The following is a 22,642-nucleotide window of genomic DNA, read 5'->3' on the forward strand; positions in this document are numbered from 1 at the left end:
TGTTCAAATGGCGATTCAGCGTTTAATTGGTTTTGGGAAAAAAGAAGAGTTTAAGGAAATTTTGGCAATTTTAAGAAAGCAGAATCCTGATAGGATAAGGGTTCTGTGAAATTTGTCGTGTACAGAGATTATCGTCCAAAAACATGAACAGAAGATGTAAAACTAAAGTAACATGGTAAACCCATTATCCAGTGAAAATTAACCAGGAAATTCCCTTAAAAATCCGATGAATTTACAGAAATCATACCTATCATAACACTGAAAAAAGTGTATAAAAGTGTGCCAATTTATTTTTAACCAAAATCAGTTAAAGTAGCTTGCTGTTTAAAAAGAGATAAACAAAAAGTAGTGAATTTATTTAATAAATGTAATGAAAATATACCTTTTTTTAAAATTTTTTCAGGTTACAAATTAATGAAGGAGTTTGGTTTATTCTTTTGGGTTTGGTGTTATATTCTCTGTTAAAGTTTGTTAACCGGGCTGAGCAATCGGCTTTAAAAATGGCCTAAATATTCTATAAGAATGGATCTCGGATGAGGCAGATATGAAGTTGCAGTTGCTTGAAATAGGTTCAGAAACTGAACAGCTGAGTGCATGCAGGTTGTCTCTGTTATTGGGGGTATTTACTGCCACCAATCAGATTGACCGTTTTTTATCATCTGCCCGTAAAATTTTAGGGGTAGAGCGTTCCGCACTGGCCTTCGAGGGCGAACCCTATTTATGGTATGCCCATCAGGACTGTTTTAAAGCCTTTATTGCACCCGATCATATCCAGATTGTCGAACTGTTTGATGGTCAGGACTGCATTCATACCGAGCATCCTCACTATATACAACTGGTTGAGCGTATTAGCTCTTTAGGTGTAGAAGCAAAACGCTTTATGGCCTTTGATCTGAAAATGTCCGATGGTCGCTCTATTGGACAGATCCTGTTTTTCGACCAGAACGAGCAGCCTTTTTCGCTGCAGGCGATTGAAATTCTCAGTGATCTGGCCACCAATTTGGTGAATTATCTGGAGTTAAAAGCCGACCATGCCGAGCTGAAAGAAATGTATGAGCAGCAGGCCGCACTGAATTTCAGTAAAACCAAATTTTTCCAGATTATTGCGCATGACTTAAGAGCGCCGTTTCATGGCTTGCTCGGTTTTTCCGAAGTTCTGGCACAAGAACGCGAAACGCTAGATGATTCCAGTGTGCAGAATATTGCCGACTATTTATATGATACTGCGCAATCGACCTATAACCTGCTGGAAAGCCTGTTGAACTGGGCCATGGCAGAAGGCGGCCGCTTTATCTATCATCCAATTAACTTTAAGCTGCAACAGTCGTCGAAAATTGTCTGCGATGTGCTGAACAGTCTGGCGGTGAAAAAGAATATTCAGCTGATTAACCAGATTGATGATGATATTAAAGTCTATGCCGACATTAATATGATTACTTCGGTTATCCAGAACCTGGTGTCGAATGCGCTGAAATTCACCCCGACAGATGGTACCGGCAAGGTAACTTTACGCGCCGAACAGGCAGATGATGGCGTGCATATCTATATTCAGGATACTGGTCTGGGCATGAGCCAGTCGCAAATGGAACAGCTGTTCCAGGCAGCGGTTACAGCCAGTAGCAAAGGTACAGCCGGTGAAAAAGGTACTGGTCTGGGCTTAGTATTGTGTAAACGTTTTGTCGACCTGAACAAAGGCGAAATTGTGGTGGAATCCAATGAAGGCGAAGGAACCACCTTTATTGTGACCTTGCCGCAGGCCACCAGCGCGCATCAGGCTTTAATGCCGGAAGATATACAGTTCGAAAAAGTAAAAATGTAGAAAACGCAATTTTCTTTTCCTCTATAGCCAGACTCCTGATATAACTAGAAAAAACAGTCAGCTTTGGGTGTGTGAATGAATACGGAACAATTGCGCAAAACCTTAGGTGCCAGCCAATATGCAGAACAGGTATTGGCCAAGCACCAACCCCTCTTAGAACAAGATTATGCAGTTGACCGGTTTTTAACCCCTTTAAGCACCCAGCAGATTCAGCACACCGTGCAAACGACCTTGCAGGATATTCAGGATGAAACCGAGTGGATGCGTAGTCTGCGGATTTTACGTGCCCGGCTGATGTTTCGCTGGATCTGGCAAGATGCCAACCAGTTAACCGATGTGGTCACCCTGACCCGTGAACTGTCCGATTTCGCCGATGTCTGTGTAACAGCAGCCAAAGATTTTGCCCGGGCTCCCTTGGTGGCCAAGCATGGCGAGCCGGTAGGCTATAACGGTAAAGTACAGGACCTGATTGTGATTGCCATGGGTAAACATGGCGCGCAGGAACTGAATTTATCCAGCGATATTGACCTGATTTTTGCCTTCGATGAGCAGGGCGAAACCAACGGCCGTAAATGTATTGATGTGCAGCAGTTCTGTATTTTATGGGGACAGAAACTGATTTATCTGCTCGACCATATCACTGCCGATGGCTTTGTGTTCCGGGTCGATATGCGCTTGCGTCCCTGGGGCGATGGTTCGGCACTGGCGATTAGTCATGTGGCGCTGGAAAAATACTTAAGCCAGCATGGCCGTGAATGGGAGCGCTATGCCTGGATCAAGGCGCGCATTGTCACCGGTGGTAAAGAAGGGGATGAACTGCTGGAGATGACCCGGCCGTTCGTGTTCCGCAAATATGTTGATTACACTGCCTTTGAAGCCATGCGTGAAATGAAGGCCATGATTGAGCGCGAAGTGCAGCGTCGTCATCTGGAAGATGATATTAAACTCGGCGCTGGCGGGATTCGTGAAGTTGAGTTTATTGTGCAGGTGTTTCAACTGATTTATGGCGGGTCCAAGCTGGAGCTACAAGACCGGCAATGTCTGGTCAGCCTGAATCATCTGGATGAAGCTGAATTGCTGGACAGCAAAGCCGTGGCCGAGCTGGAAGATGCCTATTTATTTCTGCGCCGGGTTGAACATGCGATTCAGGCGCTGAATGACCAGCAAACCCAGTCCTTACCGACCGAGCCAGAATTGCGTCAGCGTTTGATCAGCACTTTAGGTTTTGCGAGCTGGCCAGATTTTATGGCTTTTCTGGATGAAAAACGCGCCAAGGTCATCTATCAGTTTGAGCATTTAATTAAAGAAAAAGAACCAGACCCGCTGGTCGAAAGTTTTAGCCAGCTGGAACAGCGCCTGAATGAAGTGCTGGATGATCAGGCCAAAAATCTGGTGCATGAATTCTGGTATGGACATGCGCTGAAAAAATTACCGGCCAAAGCGGTGCAGCGCCTGAAAACCTTCTGGCCGCATCTGGTTGAAGCGGTGTTGCAGTCAGATATGCCGCAAGTCGCGCTGGTGCGACTGATGCCGCTGGTGGAATCGGTAATGCGCCGTACCGTGTATCTGGTGATGCTGATTGAAAGCAAAGGTGCGCTGCAACGTCTGGTGAAAATGGCCACTGTCAGTCCGTGGATTTGTGAAGAGCTGACCCATTATCCGGTGTTGCTAGATGAATTCCTGTCGATGGATTTTGAATTGCCGAAACGTCAGGATCTGGAAGATTCCTTGCGTCAGCAATTGCTGCGGATTGAGGTCGATCAGGTCGAAGACCAGATGCGGGTACTGCGCCTGTTTAAAAAATCCAATGTACTGGCAGTGGCAGCCAGTGATGTACTGGCCGAAAGTCCGCTGATGAAAGTTTCCGATGCGCTTACCGATATTGCTGAAGTGTCAGTCAATGCTGCCTTGCATCTGGCTTATCAGATTACCGCGAAAAAACATGGTTTCCCGCTGGATGCTGAAGGTCAGCGCTGTACGCTGGATCATATGGCTTTTACCGTGATTGGTTATGGCAAGGTAGGCGGGATTGAACTTGGTTATGGCTCAGATCTGGATCTGGTCTTTATTCATTATATGGATGAACAGGCCGATACCGACGGGCTCAAACCCATCAGCGGTTTTGAGTTTGCGATGCGGGTGGGGCAAAAGTTTGTGTCATTGATGACCACCCAAACTTTAGATGGCCGCGTTTATGAAGTGGATACCCGGTTACGTCCGTCTGGGGAAGCGGGATTACTGGTCACCAGCCTGAAAGCGTTTGAGCATTATCAGCTAAAAAGTGCCTGGCTGTGGGAGCATCAGGCGCTGGTGCGCGCGCGCAGTATTGCCGGTGAACGCTGCCTTCGGGACAAGTTCGAGCAACTACGCTGCCGGATTCTGACCCAGCCACGTGAACAGGCGCATGTGCGTGCTGAAGTGCTGAAAATGCGCCAGAAGATGAAAGACCATCTCGGTTCATCAAATGAGCAAAAAAAAGATGGAATTTTTCATTTAAAACAGGATGCAGGTGGTATCGTTGATATCGAATTTATGGCACAGTATGCGGTGTTAGCGTGGAGTGGGACGAATAAAGATCTCGCCCATTACTCCGACAATGTACGAATCCTTGAGGATGCCGCAAAGACAGGTTGCTTATCCAGCAACGATGCGACTGCTCTGATTCAAGCTTATCTCCGTGAACGCGCAGAGAGCCACCGCTTAGCCCTTGCAAATCAATCCATGCAAGTGTCTGCAAGCGACTGGCACGATACCCGAATGACCGTTTGCAAGTTATGGCAAAGACTGATTGATCCAGCTGCAGCATTTGCACTGGAGAGTGAATAATTGTGAAAAATTGGAGTTTATGGCATGAATTTGGCTGATCGTGATGGTTTTATTTGGCAAGATGGACAACTGGTTGACTGGCGTGAGGCCAAAACTCACGTGTTGACCCATACCCTGCATTACAGCATGGGTGTGTTTGAAGGTGTCCGTGCCTATGAAACCCCGAATGGAACGGCTATTTTCCGTCTAAAAGAGCACACAAAGCGTTTGTTAAATTCTGCAAAAATTTATCAAATGAAAGTGCCGTTTGATCAGGCAACTTTAGAGCAAGCACAAATTGATGTGGTGCGTGAAAATAAACTGGCATCTTGCTATTTACGTCCAATCATCTTTATTGGTTCTGAAAAACTCGGTATTGCGGCAACAGACAACACTATTCATGCCGTGGTTGCAGCGTGGAGCTGGGGTGCTTACCTGGGTGAAGAGGCAATGGCGAAGGGTATTCGCGTAAAAACCTCATCATTTACCCACCATCATCCAAACGTGACCATGTGTAAAGCCAAAGCGTCTGGTAACTATACGCTGTCGATTCTGGCACACCAAGAAGTGGCGCATTCAGGTTATGACGAAGCGATGCTGCTGGATCCACAAGGTTATGTGTGTCAAGGTTCGGGCGAAAACGTATTCCTGGTTAAAGATGGCGTAATTCATACACCGGATATCGCTGGTGGTGCGCTGGATGGGATTACCCGTCAATCGATTATTACCATTGCTAAAGACTTGGGTTATGACGTGGTTGAGCGCCGTATTACCCGTGACGAATTCTATATTGCCGATGAAGCCTTCTTTACGGGTACGGCTGCAGAAGTGACCCCGATTCGTGAATACGATGATCGTCAGATTGGTGAAGGTGTTCGTGGTCCAATCACTACGCAAATCCAGAAAGCCTACTTTGATGCAGTGCAGGGCAAAGACCCGAAATATGCACACTGGTTAACTTACGTAAAATAAGTGCAAACTGTAAAAAAGGACTCAGATGAGTCCTTTTTTATGGGTTGGAAAAATGCTCTTAATCATCCATACCAAAAATATCGCGGCTATAGACTTTTTCCAGTACATCCGCCAGCTCATCGGATTGACGGTTGGCAACAATCACATCGCTATAGTGTTTAAATTCATTCAGATCCTGCATAACTTTGGAGTGAAAGAATTCATCTTCCTGCAAGGTCGGCTCGTAAATCACCACTTCCACGCCGCGGCCTTTGATGCGTTTCATCACCCCCTGAATGGCCGATGCCCTAAAGTTGTCTGAACCACTTTTCATGACCAGACGGTAAATACCGACCACTTTCGGGTTGCGTTGCAGGACGGACTGGGCAATAAAATCTTTACGGGTGGCATTGGCATCGACAATGGCCTGAATTAAATTGCTCGGTACATTGTGATAGTTGGCCAGCAACTGTTTGGTGTCCTTGGGTAGGCAGTAGCCGCCGTAGCCAAAGGACGGATTGTTATAATATTTGCCAATCCGCTGATCCAGACAGACGCCGTCAATAATCTGTCGGGTATCCAGCTGAAACAGCTGTGCATAGGTGTCCAGTTCATTGAAATAGGCCACGCGCATAGCCAGATAGGTGTTGGCAAACAGCTTGATGGCTTCGGCTTCGGTGGAACCGGTAAAAAGTACCGGGCAGTCTTTTTTGATGGCGCCTTCGAGTAGCATATCGGCAAACAGTCGGGCACGCTCCGACTGTTCTCCGACAATAATCCGTGATGGATACAGGTTGTCATGCAGGGCTTTGCCTTCACGCAAAAATTCCGGTGAAAAAATAATATTTCCACTACGATATTTCTGTTTGATTTTTTCGGTAAACCCGACCGGAACGGTGGATTTGATGATCATGGTGGTGCAGGGATTAATTGACAGTACATCCTGAATCACGCTTTCGACACTGTCGGTATTAAAATAATTGGTCTGTGGATCGTAATCGGTCGGCGTGGCGATAATCACATAATCGGCATCCTGATAGGCATCGGCCTGATGCAGGGTGGCTTTAAAATTCAGGTCTTTATTTTTCAGGAAGTCGCTAATTTCAGGGTCTTGCAGGGGAGAAATGCCATAATTCAGCAGTTCGACTTTTTCAGGAATGATATCGAGCGCCACCACTTCATGCTGCTGCGCAAAAATCATGGCATTGGAAAGGCCAACATAGCCGGTACCGACAATACTAATTTTCATAATCTATTGTTGTTCTGCGATGAGTTCTAATCTGCATCTTGAATGTGCAAGTTCGATGACGTTTTTCTGACAGTTATTTTGCAGTGGCTTTTCTTTGCAGCCATTCTGCTAATTTGTAACTCTGTGATATGATGGCGCCATTGCTCAGGTGGATCATGCGGCATGGCTTTACATGAAACAGAGATGAACTCTCAATCTTCTTTAATGCAGGAACAGAATGTTGTTCTGTGCATGAAATGGGGAACCAAATACGGTTCGGAATACGTTAACCGTTTGTACAATATGGTCAAACGCCATACCACAGTCGACTTTAAAATGGTCTGCCTGACTGACCGTACTGAAGGCATTAATCCGGAAGTGGAATGTTTCCCGATCCCGCCTTTAGCTTTGCCAGAAGGGGCGCCTGAGCGTGGCTGGAACAAGCTGTCGACGTTTGAGCCAGATTTATATGGCTTGACAGGCAATGCGCTATTTCTGGATTTAGATGTGGTCATTGTCGACAATATCGATGCATTTTTTACCCATCCGGGTGATTTTCTGATTATTCATGACTGGAAACGTCCATGGCGAATTACCGGCAACAGTTCGGTCTATCGTTTTAAACTGGGAGCTTTTCCGGGATTATTGCCGTATTTCCGTGAGCATTTTGATGAGATCCGTCAGAAATTCCGTAATGAGCAGGCGTATTTGTCTTGGTATGTCGATCAGGAGAAAAAATTAAGCTACTGGCCAGAGAGCTGGTGTAAAAGCTATAAATATCATTGTCTGCAAAAGATTCCGATGGCCTATTTTAAGCCGCCAGTGAAACCGGAAGGTGCCAAAATTATTATTTTCCATGGCGAAATTAATCCACCAGATGCAATTCATGGCGGTGGGGGAAAATGGTATCGCTATGTGTTGCCGTCGGATTGGATTAAAGAGGCTTGGCAGTAATTGAAGCAACATCCTGCATTAAATCATACAGCGCGACCATATCGCTTAAGTGTGGTCATGATTGTTAAGAACGAAGCAAAAAACTTAGAATTATCGTTACCCGCATTAAAAGGCTGGATTGATGAGTTAATTGTACTGGATTCTGGAAGCACAGATCATAGTCGACAACTGGTGGAAGACGCTGGGGGACAATGGTTTGAAAATCTAAATTGGCCAGGGTTTGGAAAACAGCGTCAACTTGCACAGTCTTATGCTACAGGTGAATGGATTCTTGCTTTGGATGCAGATGAAGTGGTTACACAGCAGCTACAGCAGAGTATTTTAAAAGCAATTCAACAGCCGCCTTTAGATACAGTTTTTGGAATTAAGCGTTTGGATTGCATATTTGGTCATCAAATTGATAATGCTTATTGGCCAGTGAAGGCGCATTGGCGCTTATTTCCAAAAGACTATCAGTATGATGATAATCTTGTTCATGAGTCAGTTGTTTTAAATGGGGCTAAAACAGAGAAGCTGCAAGGTTTTCTTTTGCATCAAACCGCACCTACACCTAAATTTTGGCTAGAAAAGCGTTTAGATTATGCGAAAGCATGGGCTGTCGATCGTGAGCAACGAGGGAAAACAGTTGGTATTTGGGGGGTGTTTTTTCATACGTTCTGGGCGTTTATTAAACAATACCTGATTGATGGCCGCTTCTTAATGGGTCAATATGGATTCATTTACTCTCTGTTATTTACACAGTATACCTTTAATAAATATGCAATTTTATATGATTTGAAGAATAATCATGCTTTGGCAACTTTTAATCAGTCACTAGAAAATATTAAAAAGCTTCAGTCAGTTGACCAATCTGAGAAAAAATCGACTGTTTCATTGGTGATGATTGCAAAGAATGAGTCGAAACATTTAGCTGCATGTTTAGCGACAGTGCATGACCTTGTTGATGAGATTATTATTCTTGATTCTGGCAGTACAGATCAGACCGAAGAGATTGCCAAGCGATTCGGGGTAAAATGGTATGTTAACTGTGAGTGGAAAGGATTTGGTATTCAGCGCCAGATAGCACAAAGTTATGCTACTCAGGACTATGTACTTGTTCTGGATCCAGATGAGCGACTTGATCAGGCCCTTCGGGAGTCGATTGTTGAGGTGCTAAAGCATCCACTTCAAACGGATAAAGTTTTTAGCTTGGCGCGTGTTAATCAGTTCTGTGGTGTTGAAGTGCAAAAACGTTTTTGGTATGCAGACTTATTAGCACGGTTATATGCCAATAAGTCTTTTCAATACTCATCTTTGGAAGTTCATGAATCTTTAGATCAGAAGAATGTGCCTGCTGTAAAATTAAATGGTTATTTAGAGCATTTAACCAATGATGATTTACACCATTTCCTAGTGAAAAATATTCGCTATAGTCATGATTGGGCATCGGATAAATTTAAGCATGGTAAAAAAATAGGTTTATTTGCAGCTGTATTGCGTGGCATTTTCTCTTTTATACGAGAATATATCATCCGTGGTGACTTTTTGGGCGGGGCGTATGGTTATCTGCTGGCAATGGCATCCATGGGCTATACTTTAGATAAGTATTTGATGCTGTGGCAAATGAATAAAGAGAGCAATAAAAAATGAAGATTTTAATTGCCAATATGTCTTCTATACCCGTGTATGCCTATGGCGGGACAGAGCGTGTAATTTGGGATTTGGCAAAACAACTGGTTGAGCAGGGGCATCAGGTCATATTCCTTGTGCCGAAAGGTTCACACTGTAGTTTTGCGAAAGTAATTGAAATGGATCCTGATCGACCGATTTCTGCACAGATTCCAGATGATATTGATGTGGTTCATTTCCAGTTCCAGCCCAACGTTACCGGTTTAGAGGTGCCCTATGTAGTGACTGAGCATGGAAATGCTCAGCTTGAAGAGCGTTTGAATCAAAACACCATTTTTGTTTCTCGTGATCATGCGCAAAGACACAACTCAGACTCTTATGTGTTAAATGGTCTGGATTGGTCGAATTATGGTGAAGTCGACTGGAAGCGAGAGCGGAATTACTATCACTTTTTGGGTAAAGCAGCTTGGCGTTTGAAAAATGTCAAAGGTGCAATTCATATTGCAAAAAAAGCGAAACAGCAGTTACATGTGCTAGGAGGCGATCGTTTTAATTTTAAACGTGGTTTGCGTTTAACTTTTTCTCCTCAAATTAAATTTCATGGGATGGTCGGTGGCCAAAAAAAGTTTTCATTGTTAAATGGCTCGAAGGGATTGATCTTTCCTGTGCGTTGGCATGAACCTTTTGGGTTGGCTATTATTGAAAGTATGTACTTTGGTAGTCCTGTTTTTTCAACGCCTTATGGTGCTATTCCTGAACTGGTACCACATGAGTGCGGGGTACTTTCAAATAATGCTGATCTATTGGTGGATGCGATTAATACGCAAAAATTTGATCCCTTATATTGTCAGCAGCATGTTGTAGATCATTTTAATGCTGAGAAAATGGCGCAGAGATATTTGGATAAATATACTCAAGTGATAAAGGGGGGGGTGCTAAACCCTCATCAACCTTATTTGATGAAGGAATGTCAAAATCTTGAATGGCAACAATAGTGAGGCAAGTGTTTAGAAGAAAAACCGAGTTATTCTTCTAAACTAAGAGCTGTGTCTAAATTACCTGGGCAGTATGGTGGTTGAGCGTGTAGAGGGTAACCATTCAGAACTTGTTCATAATAAGAGAGATACTTTTTACTCATGACGATATGGTTAAACTGATCTCGAGCATATTCATGACAGGCTTTTCGACTAAATTGGCCAATATTCTTGAGGGCCTCTACCATTTCGGTCTTGCTTGCTGTGCTCAGACCCACCTCAGGAATGATAAGCTCTGGAACGGAACCATGATGACTGCCAATAACAGGACAGCCTAAATACAGGCTTTCAATCATTGCAAGTCCAAAAGCCTCATGGATTAAAACTGGGAATATCAGAGCTTGTGAATCTCGAATCACAGCATTTTTTTCTTCACCTCCAATCATGCCATGGAAGCTAAGATCTTTTCCTGCATAAAAGTAAGGTTGATATTTACCATTACGTTTCCATTTTAGGCTAAGGCGATTGCTGCCAAGCACGTGTAATGGTTTATTTGCTCTACGTGCAATCTCAACACTATCTTTTAGATTCTTATCGCGATATTTAGCGTTGGCTAAAAAGTGAATATAATTTTTAGGTTTATCTAGATTAGGTTGTCCATAATCATCCCAAAATAATCCATTATAAACAAAGGCCTGAGCACCACTTCGCTCAGCATGCTTTTGGCCTAGGAAAATAGTATTTTGTGGGAAAGTTTTAGGGGTTAATTGTTGGTTGTGTGTTGTGCAGACATGAGGCGTTTGAATATTACCTTCAAATAAAAAATGAAAATGAATAATGTCTGCCCAGCCTTCAACTTGCTCTTCTAGTGTTTTATTTGGAGTGAAAGTGAGAGCATCTGGATGATTATTTTGACTTTTGGTCATAAATTTTACTTCATGGCCAAGTGCTTTTTGTCCTAAATATAAAGCCCATAAGACACGTTCAGTTCCTCCATACTTAGGTGGAGGAACAGGCATACGTGTTAATAGAACATGTAGGATTTTATTAATATAGAGGTTTATTCAAAACTGCTAAAATGGCAGGATAAGTTGTGAATTTCCAATAATATTTTTGCTATAATGACATCATAATTGGCAAGTTTTTTTGGTATTGATTTTGAAAAATTTTGTTATTAGTCTCTCTTCAGCATTAGAGCGTAGACATCACATTACACAGGTTTTTAATGAACAAGGTATTGATTTTGAATTTTTTGATGCGATAACACCAGAGAAAGCTTATGATTTAAAAGAAAAATATTTTCCAGAATGTTGCTCAGATAATATTAGTGCTGCAGAATTAGCATGTGCGATGAGTCATATAGCAGTTTGGTTGCATGCCAAAGAGCTAGGTTTGAAATATGTAGCAATATTTGAAGATGATATATATTTAGGGGGAAATGCAAATTTATTTCTAAATTGTAGTAATTGGATTCCTAAAAATATAGATGTTATTAAATTAGAGACATTTCTTACTAAAATTTTTTTAGGTGATTCTGCAGGTAATATACATAATAGAAGTTTATATCAATTAAAGCACTTTCATTTTGGCGGAGCGGGATATATTTTATCTTTAAAAGCTATTGATTGTTTACTTACTGAAATAAAAATGAAGAAAAATATTTTGCCTATTGATTGGGTGCTATTTTATAACCCTATTTATGATAATTGCATTAAAGTTTACCAACTAAGCCCAGCTTTATGTATCCAAGATAAAGTAAAAAATAAGGAGATAACTTTTGAGAGTTCTTTGGAAGAGGGCCGAGTTCAATTTGAGGCACCAAAAATTAAGGTGAAGTTTATAAATAAAATTAAAAGAGAACTGATACGCTTAATTAAGCAAGTAAAAGGTTTGTTTTTCTCGAGAATTGTTTATTTTAAATGATAGCGTGGGAAAAACTAAAATTTTAAATAAGTGGTCGAAAATTTGTATATAAAAAATTTCATTGAGAATGAATGGTGAGGTCAAAATTTTATTAAAAGTTAGTATTAGATCTCTTTCATAAATCAAAAAACGATCTTCTTTTTGGTTGATATTTGCACTCCAGATTTCTTGGCATTCGTGCATAATCTGCGGATGAAATACATCGATTCAAACAAGCTTTCTGATCCTCAGTTCAAGCGATACACCGGCATCTCCTGGTCAACCTTCTATTTAATGGTTGAGCAATTGAAGAAACATGTTCCTGCCAAAGGCAGACCGCCCAAGTTAAGCCTGGAGGACCAGGTTCTTCTTTGTCTGAGCTATTGGCGGGAATATCGAACCTTATTTCACGTTGCGACGAGTTACGGGGTTTCAGAGCCCACAGCCTCAAGAATTGTCCGTCATGTGGAAGACTGCCTGATTCGGTCCAATCTCTTTAATTTATCCAAAGATTTACCCGAGAGCGAAGGCATCGATTGGAATGTGGTGATCGTGGATGCCACAGAAATTCCAATCCAAAGGCCTAAAAAAACAGAAGAAAAGCTATAGCGGCAAGAAAAAGACCCACACCTTCAAAGTACAGGCCATCATTCATTATCAAACTCAAAAAATCCTGAGTTTATGTACGAGTCGTGGTGCCGTACATGATTTCGAACTCTTCAAACGTAACTTGAATCAGATTCCTGCAGGTGCATTTATCCTTGCGGATAAGGGTTATCAGGGAATTTATACAGTGTATCCAAATAGCTTGTTGCCATTAAAAGCAAAGAAGCGCTGTAAACTGGATTCCGAACTAAAAATCTATAATCAGGAAATCAATAAAAGAAGAATTGGAATTGAGCATGTATTTGGCAGTTTGAAAACCTTCAAAATTCTTGCTGAGCGATATCGCAATCGAGGCAAAAGACTAGCATTAAGATTCAATCTAATTGCTGGAATTTATAACTTGGAGCTGAGTAAAAAATGACTTATGAAAGAAATCTATTGAGCTAAAGCATATTATATAAATTCCTGCCACCCTCAATCTTCCTAAACCTCTTATACCCCCACAAATACTGTTCTGGAGCGGCATTAATCATACGCTCCATTTCTTTATTCAGCGTATCGACTGAAAGCTGCAAATCTTTCGCATTAATCTCTGCTGATAAGGTCTGTACATGCAGCTCAAAGCCACTTAAATCTTCACGGCGTAAACAGCTTAAACCAATCACTGAACACTGGGTCTTGGCTGCCAGTTTTGAGAGCAGGGTAGAGGAAAGTGCATTCTGACCAAAGAAAGGTGAATAAATGCCACCCGACTCTTTAGGCACATGATCTGGTAAAATTGCAGCAAATCCACCTTGTTTTAAATGCTTAAATAAGGCACGTACGCCTGTTTCATCGGTGGGTACCAGTGTGGCATTAAGACGCTGCCGTGCTTCCAGCATAAACCGGTCTACATCCGGATTTTTGCTCGGTTTATACATAATGACCGGTGCCGTATGTAAATTCACCCAGGCATTCATCAATTCCCAGGTACCAAAATGCGGCACCACTGCCAAGGTCCCATTCGGGTTTTGCAGGGCGTCTAAAAAAATATCTTCCCCATGCACGACCTTGATCTGTTCAAGGGCAAACTCCGGTGCAGAACCCCAAATTTTGACCGATTCAGCATAGGTCATACATTGGCTTTTCAGACTGCGCCGTGTGAGCTGATTCCGTTCCGATTCAGATAACTCCGGATAAGCCGACTTTAAATTAATTTCGGTCACGCGTCGAGCAGAGGAATTGCTCACATACAGTAACCAGCCCACAGATCGGGCAGTGACCTGAATCAAACGCAGGGGGAGTTTGGAGAAATTTTTAAGAAGGGAATACATGAATCAAGCAAGAGTCCGCACAATTATGGTCGATCTGTATTGCCTTTTAAGACCATATAAATCAGTCCGACAAAAATCAGCAAGGCGCCGATAATACTACTCAGGCTGAAATACACAATACGGTCATTGGTATCAAGCGCAAACAGGTTATTCGCCAAGATATAACGCATGAACAGCCATTGTACAATCGAAAAGACAATAAGCATGATGCCACGGTTACGTACTGCAGGACGCATTGCCATTGCTGAATCACCTAAGAATGAAAACTGCAGTTATTATGCCATTGCTCGGCAGTGATCTCAATGTAATAAAAAAGCCCCGCAAGTGCAGGGCTTCTTTAGAATGACAAGCTATTATTCTTGAGATTCCGCTTTTGGTTTTTCACGTAAGCGAATACCCAAATCACGCAGTTGAGTAGCTTCAACTGGTGCTGGTGCTTGAGTCAATGGACATTCAGCAGTCTTGGTTTTCGGGAATGCAATCACATCACGAATAGACGCACCGCCGGTCATCAGCATCACTAAACGGTCCAGACCGAATGCTAGACCACCGTGTGGAGGCGCACCGTAACGTAAAGCATTTAGTAAGAAGCTGAATTTCTCTTCAGCTTCTTCTTCACCAATACCTAAAGCTTCAAAGATGGCTTTTTGCATTTCCAGGTTGTGAATACGCAGTGAACCACCACCAATTTCAGTGCCGTTCAATACCATATCGTAAGCGACAGACAGCGCAGCACCCGGGTTGTTCTTCACTTCTTCAACGCTTGATTTTGGCAGCGTGAATGGGTGATGCACAGAAGTCCATTTGCCATCATCAGTTTCTTCGAACATTGGGAAGTCAACTACCCAAAGCGGAGCCCATTCGCACGTCGAAAGATTCATGTCGTGACCGATCTTGACACGAAGCGCGCCCATTGCGTCATTCACAACTTTGGCTTTATCTGCACCGAAGAAGACGATGTCACCATTTTCAGCACCAACGCGTTTTAAGAGATCCAGCACGATTGGCTCGATGAATTTCACGATTGGCGATTGCAGGCCTTCGATACCTTTTTCAAGTTCGTTGACTTTGATGTAAGCCAGACCTTTGGCACCGTAGATACCCACGAATTTGGTGTATTCATCAATTGCACTACGTGGCAGTGAGCCAGCACCCGGAACGCGAAGTGCCACAATACGGCCTTTTGGATCTTTGGCAGGGCCAGCGAATACCTTGAACTCAACGTCTTGCATTAAATCTGCAACATCAATCAGTTTCAACGGAATACGCAGGTCCGGTTTGTCGGATGCATAGTCACGCATCGCATCGGCATAGGTCATACGCGGGAATTTTTCGAATTCAACGTTTAGAAGTTCTTTGAACATCTTCACCGTCAAACGTTCCATCAGATCCATGATGTCATCATCGCTCATGAACGATGTTTCAACGTCGATCTGGGTAAATTCTGGCTGACGGTCCGCACGTAAGTCTTCGTCACGGAAACATTTGGCGATTTGGTAATAACGGTCAATACCACCTACCATCAATAACTGTTTGAACAGCTGTGGTGATTGTGGCAGTGCGTAGAAGCTACCGTTAGACACACGACTTGGAACCAGGTAGTCACGTGCACCTTCAGGCGTTGCACGAGTCAAAATTGGAGTTTCAACGTCTAGGAAACCGTTGTCTTCGAAGTAGTTACGAATCAAGTTGGTCAGTTTAGAACGGAAACGTAAGCGCTCTAACATTTCTGGACGACGGATGTCCAGGAAGCGGTATTTCAGACGGATTTCTTCAGAAATATTGGTGTTTTCATCATTCAGTGGGAATGGCGGCGTTTCAGATTGAGCCAGCACTTCAATTTCTTTGCCCAATACTTCAATCTGGCCACTGACCATATTGGCATTTTCAGTACCCGCATAACGGCGGCGTACACGGCCTGTAATTTTTAATACGAATTCAGAACGAGCTTTATCTGCTGTGGCAAATGCTTCTGGGGTATCCGGGTCGATAACCACTTGTACCAGACCGTCACGGTCACGCATATCCAGGAAGATCACCCCACCGTGGTCACGGCGACGATGTACCCAACCACACAAGGTTACGGTTTGGTCGATTTGAGCTTCGGTTAAAGAACCGCAGTAATGAGTTCGCATCATAGCGTAAAAAATCCAACTATATGGGTTAATGACAGCGCATACGTAAACAGCGTACCGCTTGAAGTAAATGTTGGATTATGCCTCTTTGCAGGTTTTGTCACAAGAACTTCACTATGAAAAAACATAAACCACTGATTTTTTAAAGTTGAATCTTAGAAAAAAAAGCAGGATATGAAATAATAATGAATAATTTTTAGAATTTTGATCTGGGGTGGATGTGGAGTTGGTTTTAAGGAATAAGTCTTTCTATCTTATTCTATTGATATTTTGTGCGTTATTAATTCAAGCTGTATTCGATAAAGGGGCTGATGTTTACTACTATTCGGTTCTTATCCTTATCTTGGGGTTTCTTTCAACTAAGTATCAGAAAATTAAGATAGATTTACATATATTGGTTTTTTGTTTATCTGGTTTTATTTTTCTTACTTTAAGTTATTGGCTGTTGGGACGATTTGATGAAATTCCTGTTAGATTGATAGAAACCTATACAAAAATAGCAAATCAATATTTTTGGGTTATCCCTCTTCTTTTCCTTCCTTACCTTATTGTCTTTTTCAATCAAGGGGAAAAGTATATTTTTGAACCTTTAATTTTCTTTATCAGCTTTATATTTATTTATACTTTCTATAATAGTTTTATTTTAGATTTTAATAGAGGTTTATTAAGTCAATTTTTTAATCCTATTATTATTTTTGATATAACTTTTATATCATTAGCTTTTTTTGCTTTGTTTTATTCTTTTCTTAAGGAAGGGGTTGTTAGTTACTTTTATTTAGTTTTATGCTTGTTGTTAATTTTTGTTTTGATTTTGCATGGTACACGAGGAACTTGGATTGGATTACCGCTTGTATTAATTGCTTATACTTTGCATTTTTATAAATATAAGATAAAGAAAGTTATACTAATGCTTAGCTTAAGTCTCTCATTTATTTTAATAAATATAGTGTGGGATAACTCTCCTATCAAAAATAGATTACAGCAGTTTTCTGCGGATACGGTTCAATTGGCTGAGAATAATTATAAAACAAGTAGTGGTGTCAGAATTTTCCTATGGAAAGAGTCTTTAGAAATTTTTGAAAATAACCAAATTATTGGAGTTGGTGGCTATGGAATTGAGGCGCATAATTGTGAGCTAAAAGAAAGTGGTCAGCTACCGACATGCTTTCAACATATGCATAATATTTTTTTTCATGAATTGGCTGCACATGGCATCTTAGGGTTATTGGGTCTGGTGCTTATTTATGGATCAATTTTACTATTCTTTATTAAGAAATTCCTACGCTACTTTTCTAATTTTGAGTTAAGAGGATATGCTCTTTTAGGTATTATTTATGTGGTTTATTATCTGATTTGTGGTTTAACAGAGTATTACTTATTTTTTGTTCTACCTGTTTATATTCACTACTTTATTATTTTACTGATTGTTGGGTTTATCTTTAGAAAAGAAGCAATCTTGACGAAATAACTGTAAAGAATGGCCTAGATTTTAAAGTTAGGCCATTAATTTTTATCCAATGCTAAAAATAAAATACAACCTAGGGTTAAAGCTATGAGTGCACCCTGACTAAACTCATTAAAAGCCCGGCCCAGAAAATAATAACGATGGCTATACCAGAGTTCATCACTGAAATAGCGGGCATAATCCCAGACCGAATAAGCACCTAGCAAAATAGCCAGGCCAATCAGGATGGCTGCCGCTTGTTTGACCCGTCGGCTCACTGGCCAATGCTGACGATAGCGCTGATAATAACGCCAGCACATCCACAGCAAAAACGGCAGGGCCAGAAGCGAACTGCCAATCTGCAAGATAAAATGTAGTGGATAGGTCTGGGAGAACCAGGACACCGGCTGGCTTAAGACGTTATGAAAGGCAAAAGTGCGAAAGTCGACGTGAGTTAAACCATCCCAAATTAAATGGGTAGCATTGCCCAGCAATAGTCCCAGCACCATCGCAAGTAAAAAACCAAGGGCCGACTTGAACGAGTCCAGATTGAGCTCATGTTGTATGCCTAGCGCCCGATACAGCACCGGACGATAAATCAGATACCACGCCGCACAAAAAGCCAGACCCAGCCATAAATTTGGATGAACAATTGAACTCCATAAATGATTCAAGCCGCCCTGATCGGTGGTAAATAATCGGCTTAAATCGGGCAGCATACAGCCAATGGCAAGGGCTGCAACGGGAAGACGATGGCCTGTCAGCTGGGCAATGGGTGGTGCTAAAACCGCATGAGATAAGGTAAAGGGCATACAGGCGTAGACAATAAAAACAGAAAAATCCGCGAGGCCCTATAGCTTAACCAAGCAAAGATGAATTTTATGTTTTTTATTGCAAAACAGTTGAAATGTTATATTATAACATTATTCAAATTTGTTACTCTGAGCCTGAGTCATGTCCTTCCATAAGAATTTAATAACACTGTCTATTTTTGCTGTTGTGGCCCCTGCGGTTTTTGCAGATGAGGCGAATCTATTCAATGCACAGCAACTTGAAACCATCCAGCTAAAAGCCCATCCTCTGGTTCAGACTGCAGCGGACTTTGCGGTAGCAGATCAGGTGGTGGAACAGAAAGTATTGGCTGAACGCCCAACAACCATTGGTGATGCACTGGCTGATGAACTAGGTGTATATTCAAATCAGTACGGCACAGGTTCAAGCCGTCCTGTGATTCGTGGTCAAGATGGTCCGCGTGTCAAAGTCTTACAACACGCATCTGAAACTGCCGATGTATCGACTTTATCTCCAGACCATACGGTTACGGTAGATCCAATTCTAGCAAAACAGGTTGAAGTGATTCGTGGTCCATCGACTTTACTTTATGGTGCCGGTACTGTCGGTGGTTTGGTCAATGTAACCGATCAGAAAATTCCAACCCAAATGCCAGCAGATGGCTTAGAGGGCACCGTCGGCGTGCGATATAACTCGGGTAGCGATGAGAAGCTGGCCAGTGCGGGGGTAACAGCAGCAATTGGTGACAACTTTGCCTTACGTGTAGAAGGCTCCAAACGTAAAGCAAATAACTATATTACGCCGGATTACTGGGTAGAACATCATAATGATGAAGCTGGCCATGAAGATCATGATCATGGACATGATGCTGAAGAAGAACATGAAACACATTTTGATAAAGCCCGTCGTGTAGACAATACCTTTGCAGAAGGGCAAACCGTGAATATTGGCGGCTCATGGATTCATGACCGTGGTTTTGTCGGGGTGTCTTATAGCAACCGTCAGGACAAATACGGTTTACCAGGGCATAGTCATGAATATCATGACTGCCATCCTCATGGTAATGAAATTCATTGCGGCGGACATGGCGTTTCAGCTCCAGATGAGGGTGGGGGCGAACATGCTCATGGTGGTCCATGGGTCGATCTGGAATCACACCGTTATGACGTCCGTGCTGAGCTGGACCAGCCATTTTCCGGCTTTGACAAGTTACGTGCCCATGCCAGCTATACCGATTATGAACATGACGAGCTGGAAGAAAATGAAGTCATCAGTAACTTTAAAAATAAAGGTTATGATGCCCGTTTAGAATTGGTACATAAACCAGTCGCCGGTTGGGAAGGGGTCTTTGGTACCCAATATAGTCAACAAAATATTGATTTATCCGGTGAGATGGTTCCACATGATGATCATTTTCATGAATCAGTCTTAATGCCAGATACTAAAATGGAAAAATATAGCCTGTTTGGTTTAGAACATAAGCAGTTTGGTGATGTGCATGTGGAATTGGGTGCACGTGTAGAACATCAAAAAATTGATGTAGATTCAACTCAAAAAGACTATTCAGATACCGGTGTGTCAGGTTCAGCAGCAGCCAATTGGGAATTTGCTCCAAACTATAAGCTTTCTGTGGTTGGCTCACATCAGCAACGTTTACCACTGGCACAAGAGTTATATGCGGACGGTATTCACTTTGCCACCAATACCTATGAGCGTGGAAATGAGGATTTGGATGTTGAAAAGTCAAATAACCTTGAGTTAGGTCTGCATTATGAAGGTGAGAAACTCGACTATCATGTGCATGTTTATCACAACTGGTTTGATAACTATATTTATGGCTCAACAACCGACAGCGAAGGAACATTCCGTCTAGTTGATTATAAACAAGACAAAGCCCGTTTCTACGGTACAGAAGCGCAGTTAGGCTATGCCATTAACGATGCTTATAAAGTCAGCCTGTTTGGTGACTATGTGCGTGGCAAAATTGATGGTGAAAACGCACCGCGTGTACCAGCAGGCCGTTTAGGTACCAAAGTAGAAGCTGATTTTGCTGACGGCTGGTCAGGTCTGGCAGAGTACTATCATGTCTTTAAACAGGACCAGATTGCCAGCTATGAACAGGAAACCCAAGGCTATAACATGGTCAATGTCGGTCTGGCTTATGCAGGTGCCATGGCGAATAACCAGGACTACCGCGTGTTCTTTAAAGCCAATAACCTGCTGGATGATCAGGTTTATTCACACACCTCATTCCTGTCCAATATTCCGCAAGTGGGCCGTAATTTTACCGTTGGTTTAGAATATAACTTCTAAGCAGAACTTAAATTTATTGCCAAAATCAAGAGGATGTCACGGAAATCCTCTTGAAAAAAGCCTGAAGAAAACCTAGCCTGAGTTGATTGGGTTAGGTTTTTTCTTATGCGTATCTTTCAACGAATTCACAATAAACTGAACTGGTCACCACGGCGTTATCTGGGCGTGATGATGGGCCTGCTGGCGTTAAGCTATTTATCCTCGGCACTGTATCATACCTATAAGCCCTTACCGGATGGTTTGAATTATGCGGGACCGCTACGTCATGCCGAAGTCAAATTTCTGGCCGATCAGACCTATCTGGATGCACAGGGCCAGCAGCATTATGATCATCAGATTTTTAATGAAATGCTGCGCCTGATTGATGAAGCACAAAGTTTAATTGTGCTGGATATGTTCCTGTTTAATCCGCAAACCGGGGCATCACAGGCCCAGCATCAACCGCTCAGCCAGCAATTGACTGATGCACTGATTCAAAAACGCCGTACCCAGCCGGATATTGAAATCAAGCTGATTACCGATCCGATTAACTCGGTTTATGGCGGCCTTGCGCCAGAGCATTATCGGCAACTGCGCCAGGCCGGAATTGATGTGATCGAAACCAATTTAACTCCGCTACGCGCTTCCAATCCGATGTGGTCCGGATTCTGGTACATCTGCTGTCAGGGCATCCGCAATAATCCGGAGGCTGGCTGGCTGGCCAATCCGTTTGGCGAGGGCAAAATCACCCTGCGCAGTTATTCCGAGCTGCTGAATTTTAAGGCCAACCACCGTAAAACCATTGTGGTTGATACCCCGGACGGCTGGGAAGCTCTGGTCACCTCAATGAATCCGCATGATGCCAGTTCCCATCATTCTAATGTGGCGCTGGTGGTCAAAGGCAACACCGCGGTAGATATTCTGAAAACCGAGCAGTCGGTGGCGCTCATGTCCGGCAGCAATATTCCCGGAGTGATTGTCGGTGAGTTTCAGGCCGCTGCTACTGAACCGCAGGTGCAGGTGCTGACTGAAAAAGCCATTTATGATGCGACTTTAAACCTGATTAATAGCGCCAAAGCCAATGAACAGGTCGATCTGGTGATGTTCTATCTGTCCGAGCGCCAGATTGTCAAAAGCCTGCTTGCAGCCCATGAGCGTGGGGTGAAATTGCGGGTGTTGCTGGATGCTAATAAAGATGCGTTTGGTCTGGAAAAGAATGGCGTACCGAACCGGCCAGTGGCAGCAGAATTACATCAGGCCGGCATTCCACTGCGCTGGTGTAATACCCAAGGCGAGCAATGTCATAGCAAAATGCTGATCAAGCGCAATGCCCAGCAACAGGAGATGATTTTAGGTTCGGCCAATTTCACCGCACGGAATTTAAAAAATTATAATCTGGAAACCAATTTACGCGTGTTAGGCCCGGCTCAAGCTCAGGTGTTTCAAGATGCTCAGCAGTATTTTGATACCGCCTGGTCAAACTTAAATGGCCGTCAGATGAGTGTGGATTATGCCCAGTATGCCGATGAATCGACGCTGAAATATGGACTGTATCGTTTGATGGAATGGAGTGGCTGGTCGACGTTCTAACCTCCCTCATTCCAAGCTTCTGTTTGGGAGCCGTGGCTTCTGCTTATAAGAGAGCTGGAAGAATGAGTTTTCTTCCATCCTGTAAAGAGAGGGTTGGAGAGATGTAGTGGTTTAATAAAGTTGGACACCAAATTAGGTGATAATAGATTCACCAATGAGGTGCTTATGAAACCAAGACGTACATTTACTCCAGAGTTTAAAGTTGAAGCTGCTAGCCTTGTACTCGATC

General features: G+C 42.8%; 18 protein-coding genes. 12 read left to right on the plus strand and 6 right to left on the minus strand.

Translation table 11 applies throughout. The annotated features are described in order from the left end of the window. The first annotated feature begins 544 nt into the window (after positions 1 to 544). The 3 genes from FTT64_RS13335 to FTT64_RS13345 all read left to right on the plus strand — a co-directional run bounded on the left by FTT64_RS13335 (position 545) and on the right by FTT64_RS13345 (position 5,596). Entirely contained in the window at positions 545 to 1,819 is a 1,275-nt protein-coding gene (locus FTT64_RS13335) for a GAF domain-containing sensor histidine kinase (RefSeq protein ID WP_168399789.1), read from the plus strand. A 75-nt stretch (positions 1,820 to 1,894) separates the two neighbouring features. Then, a complete protein-coding gene (gene glnE / locus FTT64_RS13340; RefSeq protein WP_127800694.1) occupies positions 1,895 to 4,645 on the plus strand; it encodes a bifunctional [glutamate--ammonia ligase]-adenylyl-L-tyrosine phosphorylase/[glutamate--ammonia-ligase] adenylyltransferase in 2,751 nt (916 codons plus the stop codon). Between the two features lie 24 nt (positions 4,646 to 4,669). Beyond that, positions 4,670 to 5,596 carry a branched-chain amino acid transaminase gene (locus FTT64_RS13345; RefSeq protein ID WP_005180046.1) on the plus strand — a complete coding sequence of 309 codons (927 nt, stop codon included), beginning with the start codon at positions 4,670 to 4,672 and terminating at the stop codon, positions 5,594 to 5,596. A gap of 58 nt (positions 5,597 to 5,654) precedes the next feature. On the opposite strand, the gene FTT64_RS13350 is transcribed toward FTT64_RS13345, so the two are convergent. Then, positions 5,655 to 6,824, minus strand: coding sequence for a nucleotide sugar dehydrogenase (locus FTT64_RS13350; RefSeq protein WP_104498923.1), 1,170 nt, complete (start codon positions 6,822 to 6,824; stop codon positions 5,655 to 5,657). 162 nt (positions 6,825 to 6,986) lie between these two features. Between FTT64_RS13350 and FTT64_RS13355 the strand changes: the two genes are divergently transcribed. The 3 genes from FTT64_RS13355 to FTT64_RS13365 are packed head-to-tail and all read left to right on the plus strand — an operon-like array spanning position 6,987 to position 10,360. Continuing rightward, positions 6,987 to 7,757, plus strand: coding sequence for a glycosyltransferase (locus FTT64_RS13355; RefSeq protein ID WP_075174841.1), 771 nt, complete (start codon positions 6,987 to 6,989; stop codon positions 7,755 to 7,757). Between the two features lie 57 nt (positions 7,758 to 7,814). Then, the gene (locus FTT64_RS13360; protein ID WP_180182483.1) at positions 7,815 to 9,386 is read left to right on the plus strand and encodes a glycosyltransferase family 2 protein; all 1,572 of its coding nucleotides are present in this window, start codon (positions 7,815 to 7,817) and stop codon (positions 9,384 to 9,386) included. Continuing rightward, on the plus strand, positions 9,383 to 10,360 hold the full coding sequence (locus FTT64_RS13365) for a glycosyltransferase (RefSeq protein ID WP_180182475.1): 978 nt from the start codon (positions 9,383 to 9,385) through the stop codon (positions 10,358 to 10,360). The genes FTT64_RS13360 and FTT64_RS13365 overlap by 4 nt, the downstream gene beginning before the upstream one ends. Positions 10,361 to 10,389: 29 nt before the next feature. Here the strand turns inward: FTT64_RS13365 and FTT64_RS13370 are convergent, their stop codons facing one another. Beyond that, entirely contained in the window at positions 10,390 to 11,358 is a 969-nt protein-coding gene (locus FTT64_RS13370; protein ID WP_180182476.1) for a glycosyltransferase family 4 protein, read from the minus strand. A 139-nt stretch (positions 11,359 to 11,497) separates the two neighbouring features. On the opposite strand from FTT64_RS13370, the gene FTT64_RS13375 reads away from it, so the two are divergent. From FTT64_RS13375 to FTT64_RS13385, 3 genes are all read left to right on the plus strand, one after another. Then, the gene (locus FTT64_RS13375) at positions 11,498 to 12,262 is read left to right on the plus strand and encodes a glycosyltransferase family 25 protein (RefSeq protein ID WP_034598229.1); all 765 of its coding nucleotides are present in this window, start codon (positions 11,498 to 11,500) and stop codon (positions 12,260 to 12,262) included. Between the two features lie 192 nt (positions 12,263 to 12,454). Then, complete coding sequence (locus FTT64_RS13380) at positions 12,455 to 12,850, plus strand: transposase family protein (RefSeq protein WP_180182477.1); 396 nt, start codon at positions 12,455 to 12,457, stop codon at positions 12,848 to 12,850. Then, positions 12,798 to 13,268 (plus strand): transposase family protein, encoded by a 471-nt coding sequence (locus FTT64_RS13385; RefSeq protein ID WP_104470204.1) that lies wholly within the window; start codon positions 12,798 to 12,800, stop codon positions 13,266 to 13,268. The genes FTT64_RS13380 and FTT64_RS13385 overlap by 53 nt, the downstream gene beginning before the upstream one ends. 22 nt (positions 13,269 to 13,290) lie before the next feature. On the opposite strand, the gene FTT64_RS13390 is transcribed toward FTT64_RS13385, so the two are convergent. The 3 genes from FTT64_RS13390 to aspS all read right to left on the minus strand — a co-directional run bounded on the left by FTT64_RS13390 (position 13,291) and on the right by aspS (position 16,298). Continuing rightward, positions 13,291 to 14,160, minus strand: coding sequence for a lysophospholipid acyltransferase family protein (locus FTT64_RS13390; RefSeq protein WP_180182478.1), 870 nt, complete (start codon positions 14,158 to 14,160; stop codon positions 13,291 to 13,293). 23 nt (positions 14,161 to 14,183) lie between these two features. Continuing rightward, positions 14,184 to 14,402 (minus strand): hypothetical protein, encoded by a 219-nt coding sequence (locus FTT64_RS13395; protein WP_180182479.1) that lies wholly within the window; start codon positions 14,400 to 14,402, stop codon positions 14,184 to 14,186. Positions 14,403 to 14,513: 111 nt separating this feature from the next. After that, the gene (gene aspS, locus FTT64_RS13400) at positions 14,514 to 16,298 is read right to left on the minus strand and encodes an aspartate--tRNA ligase (protein WP_075167456.1); all 1,785 of its coding nucleotides are present in this window, start codon (positions 16,296 to 16,298) and stop codon (positions 14,514 to 14,516) included. 211 nt (positions 16,299 to 16,509) lie between these two features. On the opposite strand from aspS, the gene FTT64_RS14600 reads away from it, so the two are divergent. Then, positions 16,510 to 17,763 carry an O-antigen ligase gene (locus FTT64_RS14600; protein ID WP_180057609.1) on the plus strand — a complete coding sequence of 418 codons (1,254 nt, stop codon included), beginning with the start codon at positions 16,510 to 16,512 and terminating at the stop codon, positions 17,761 to 17,763. 35 nt (positions 17,764 to 17,798) lie between these two features. On the opposite strand, the gene FTT64_RS13410 is transcribed toward FTT64_RS14600, so the two are convergent. After that, positions 17,799 to 18,551, minus strand: a complete 753-nt coding sequence (locus tag FTT64_RS13410; RefSeq protein WP_180182480.1) for a DUF4184 family protein — start codon at positions 18,549 to 18,551, stop codon at positions 17,799 to 17,801. 142 nt (positions 18,552 to 18,693) lie between these two features. On the opposite strand from FTT64_RS13410, the gene znuD reads away from it, so the two are divergent. Together znuD and FTT64_RS13420 are read left to right on the plus strand one after the other, a co-directional pair. After that, positions 18,694 to 20,844, plus strand: a complete 2,151-nt coding sequence (znuD, locus tag FTT64_RS13415) for a zinc piracy TonB-dependent receptor ZnuD (protein ID WP_180182481.1) — start codon at positions 18,694 to 18,696, stop codon at positions 20,842 to 20,844. Between the two features lie 105 nt (positions 20,845 to 20,949). Continuing rightward, the gene (locus FTT64_RS13420) at positions 20,950 to 22,413 is read left to right on the plus strand and encodes a phospholipase D family protein (RefSeq protein ID WP_180182482.1); all 1,464 of its coding nucleotides are present in this window, start codon (positions 20,950 to 20,952) and stop codon (positions 22,411 to 22,413) included. The last annotated feature ends 229 nt before the right edge of the window (positions 22,414 to 22,642 follow it).

Origin of the sequence: Acinetobacter sp. Q186-3 (assembly GCF_013420655.1) — a bacterium.
GTDB lineage: Bacteria > Pseudomonadota > Gammaproteobacteria > Pseudomonadales > Moraxellaceae > Acinetobacter > Acinetobacter indicus.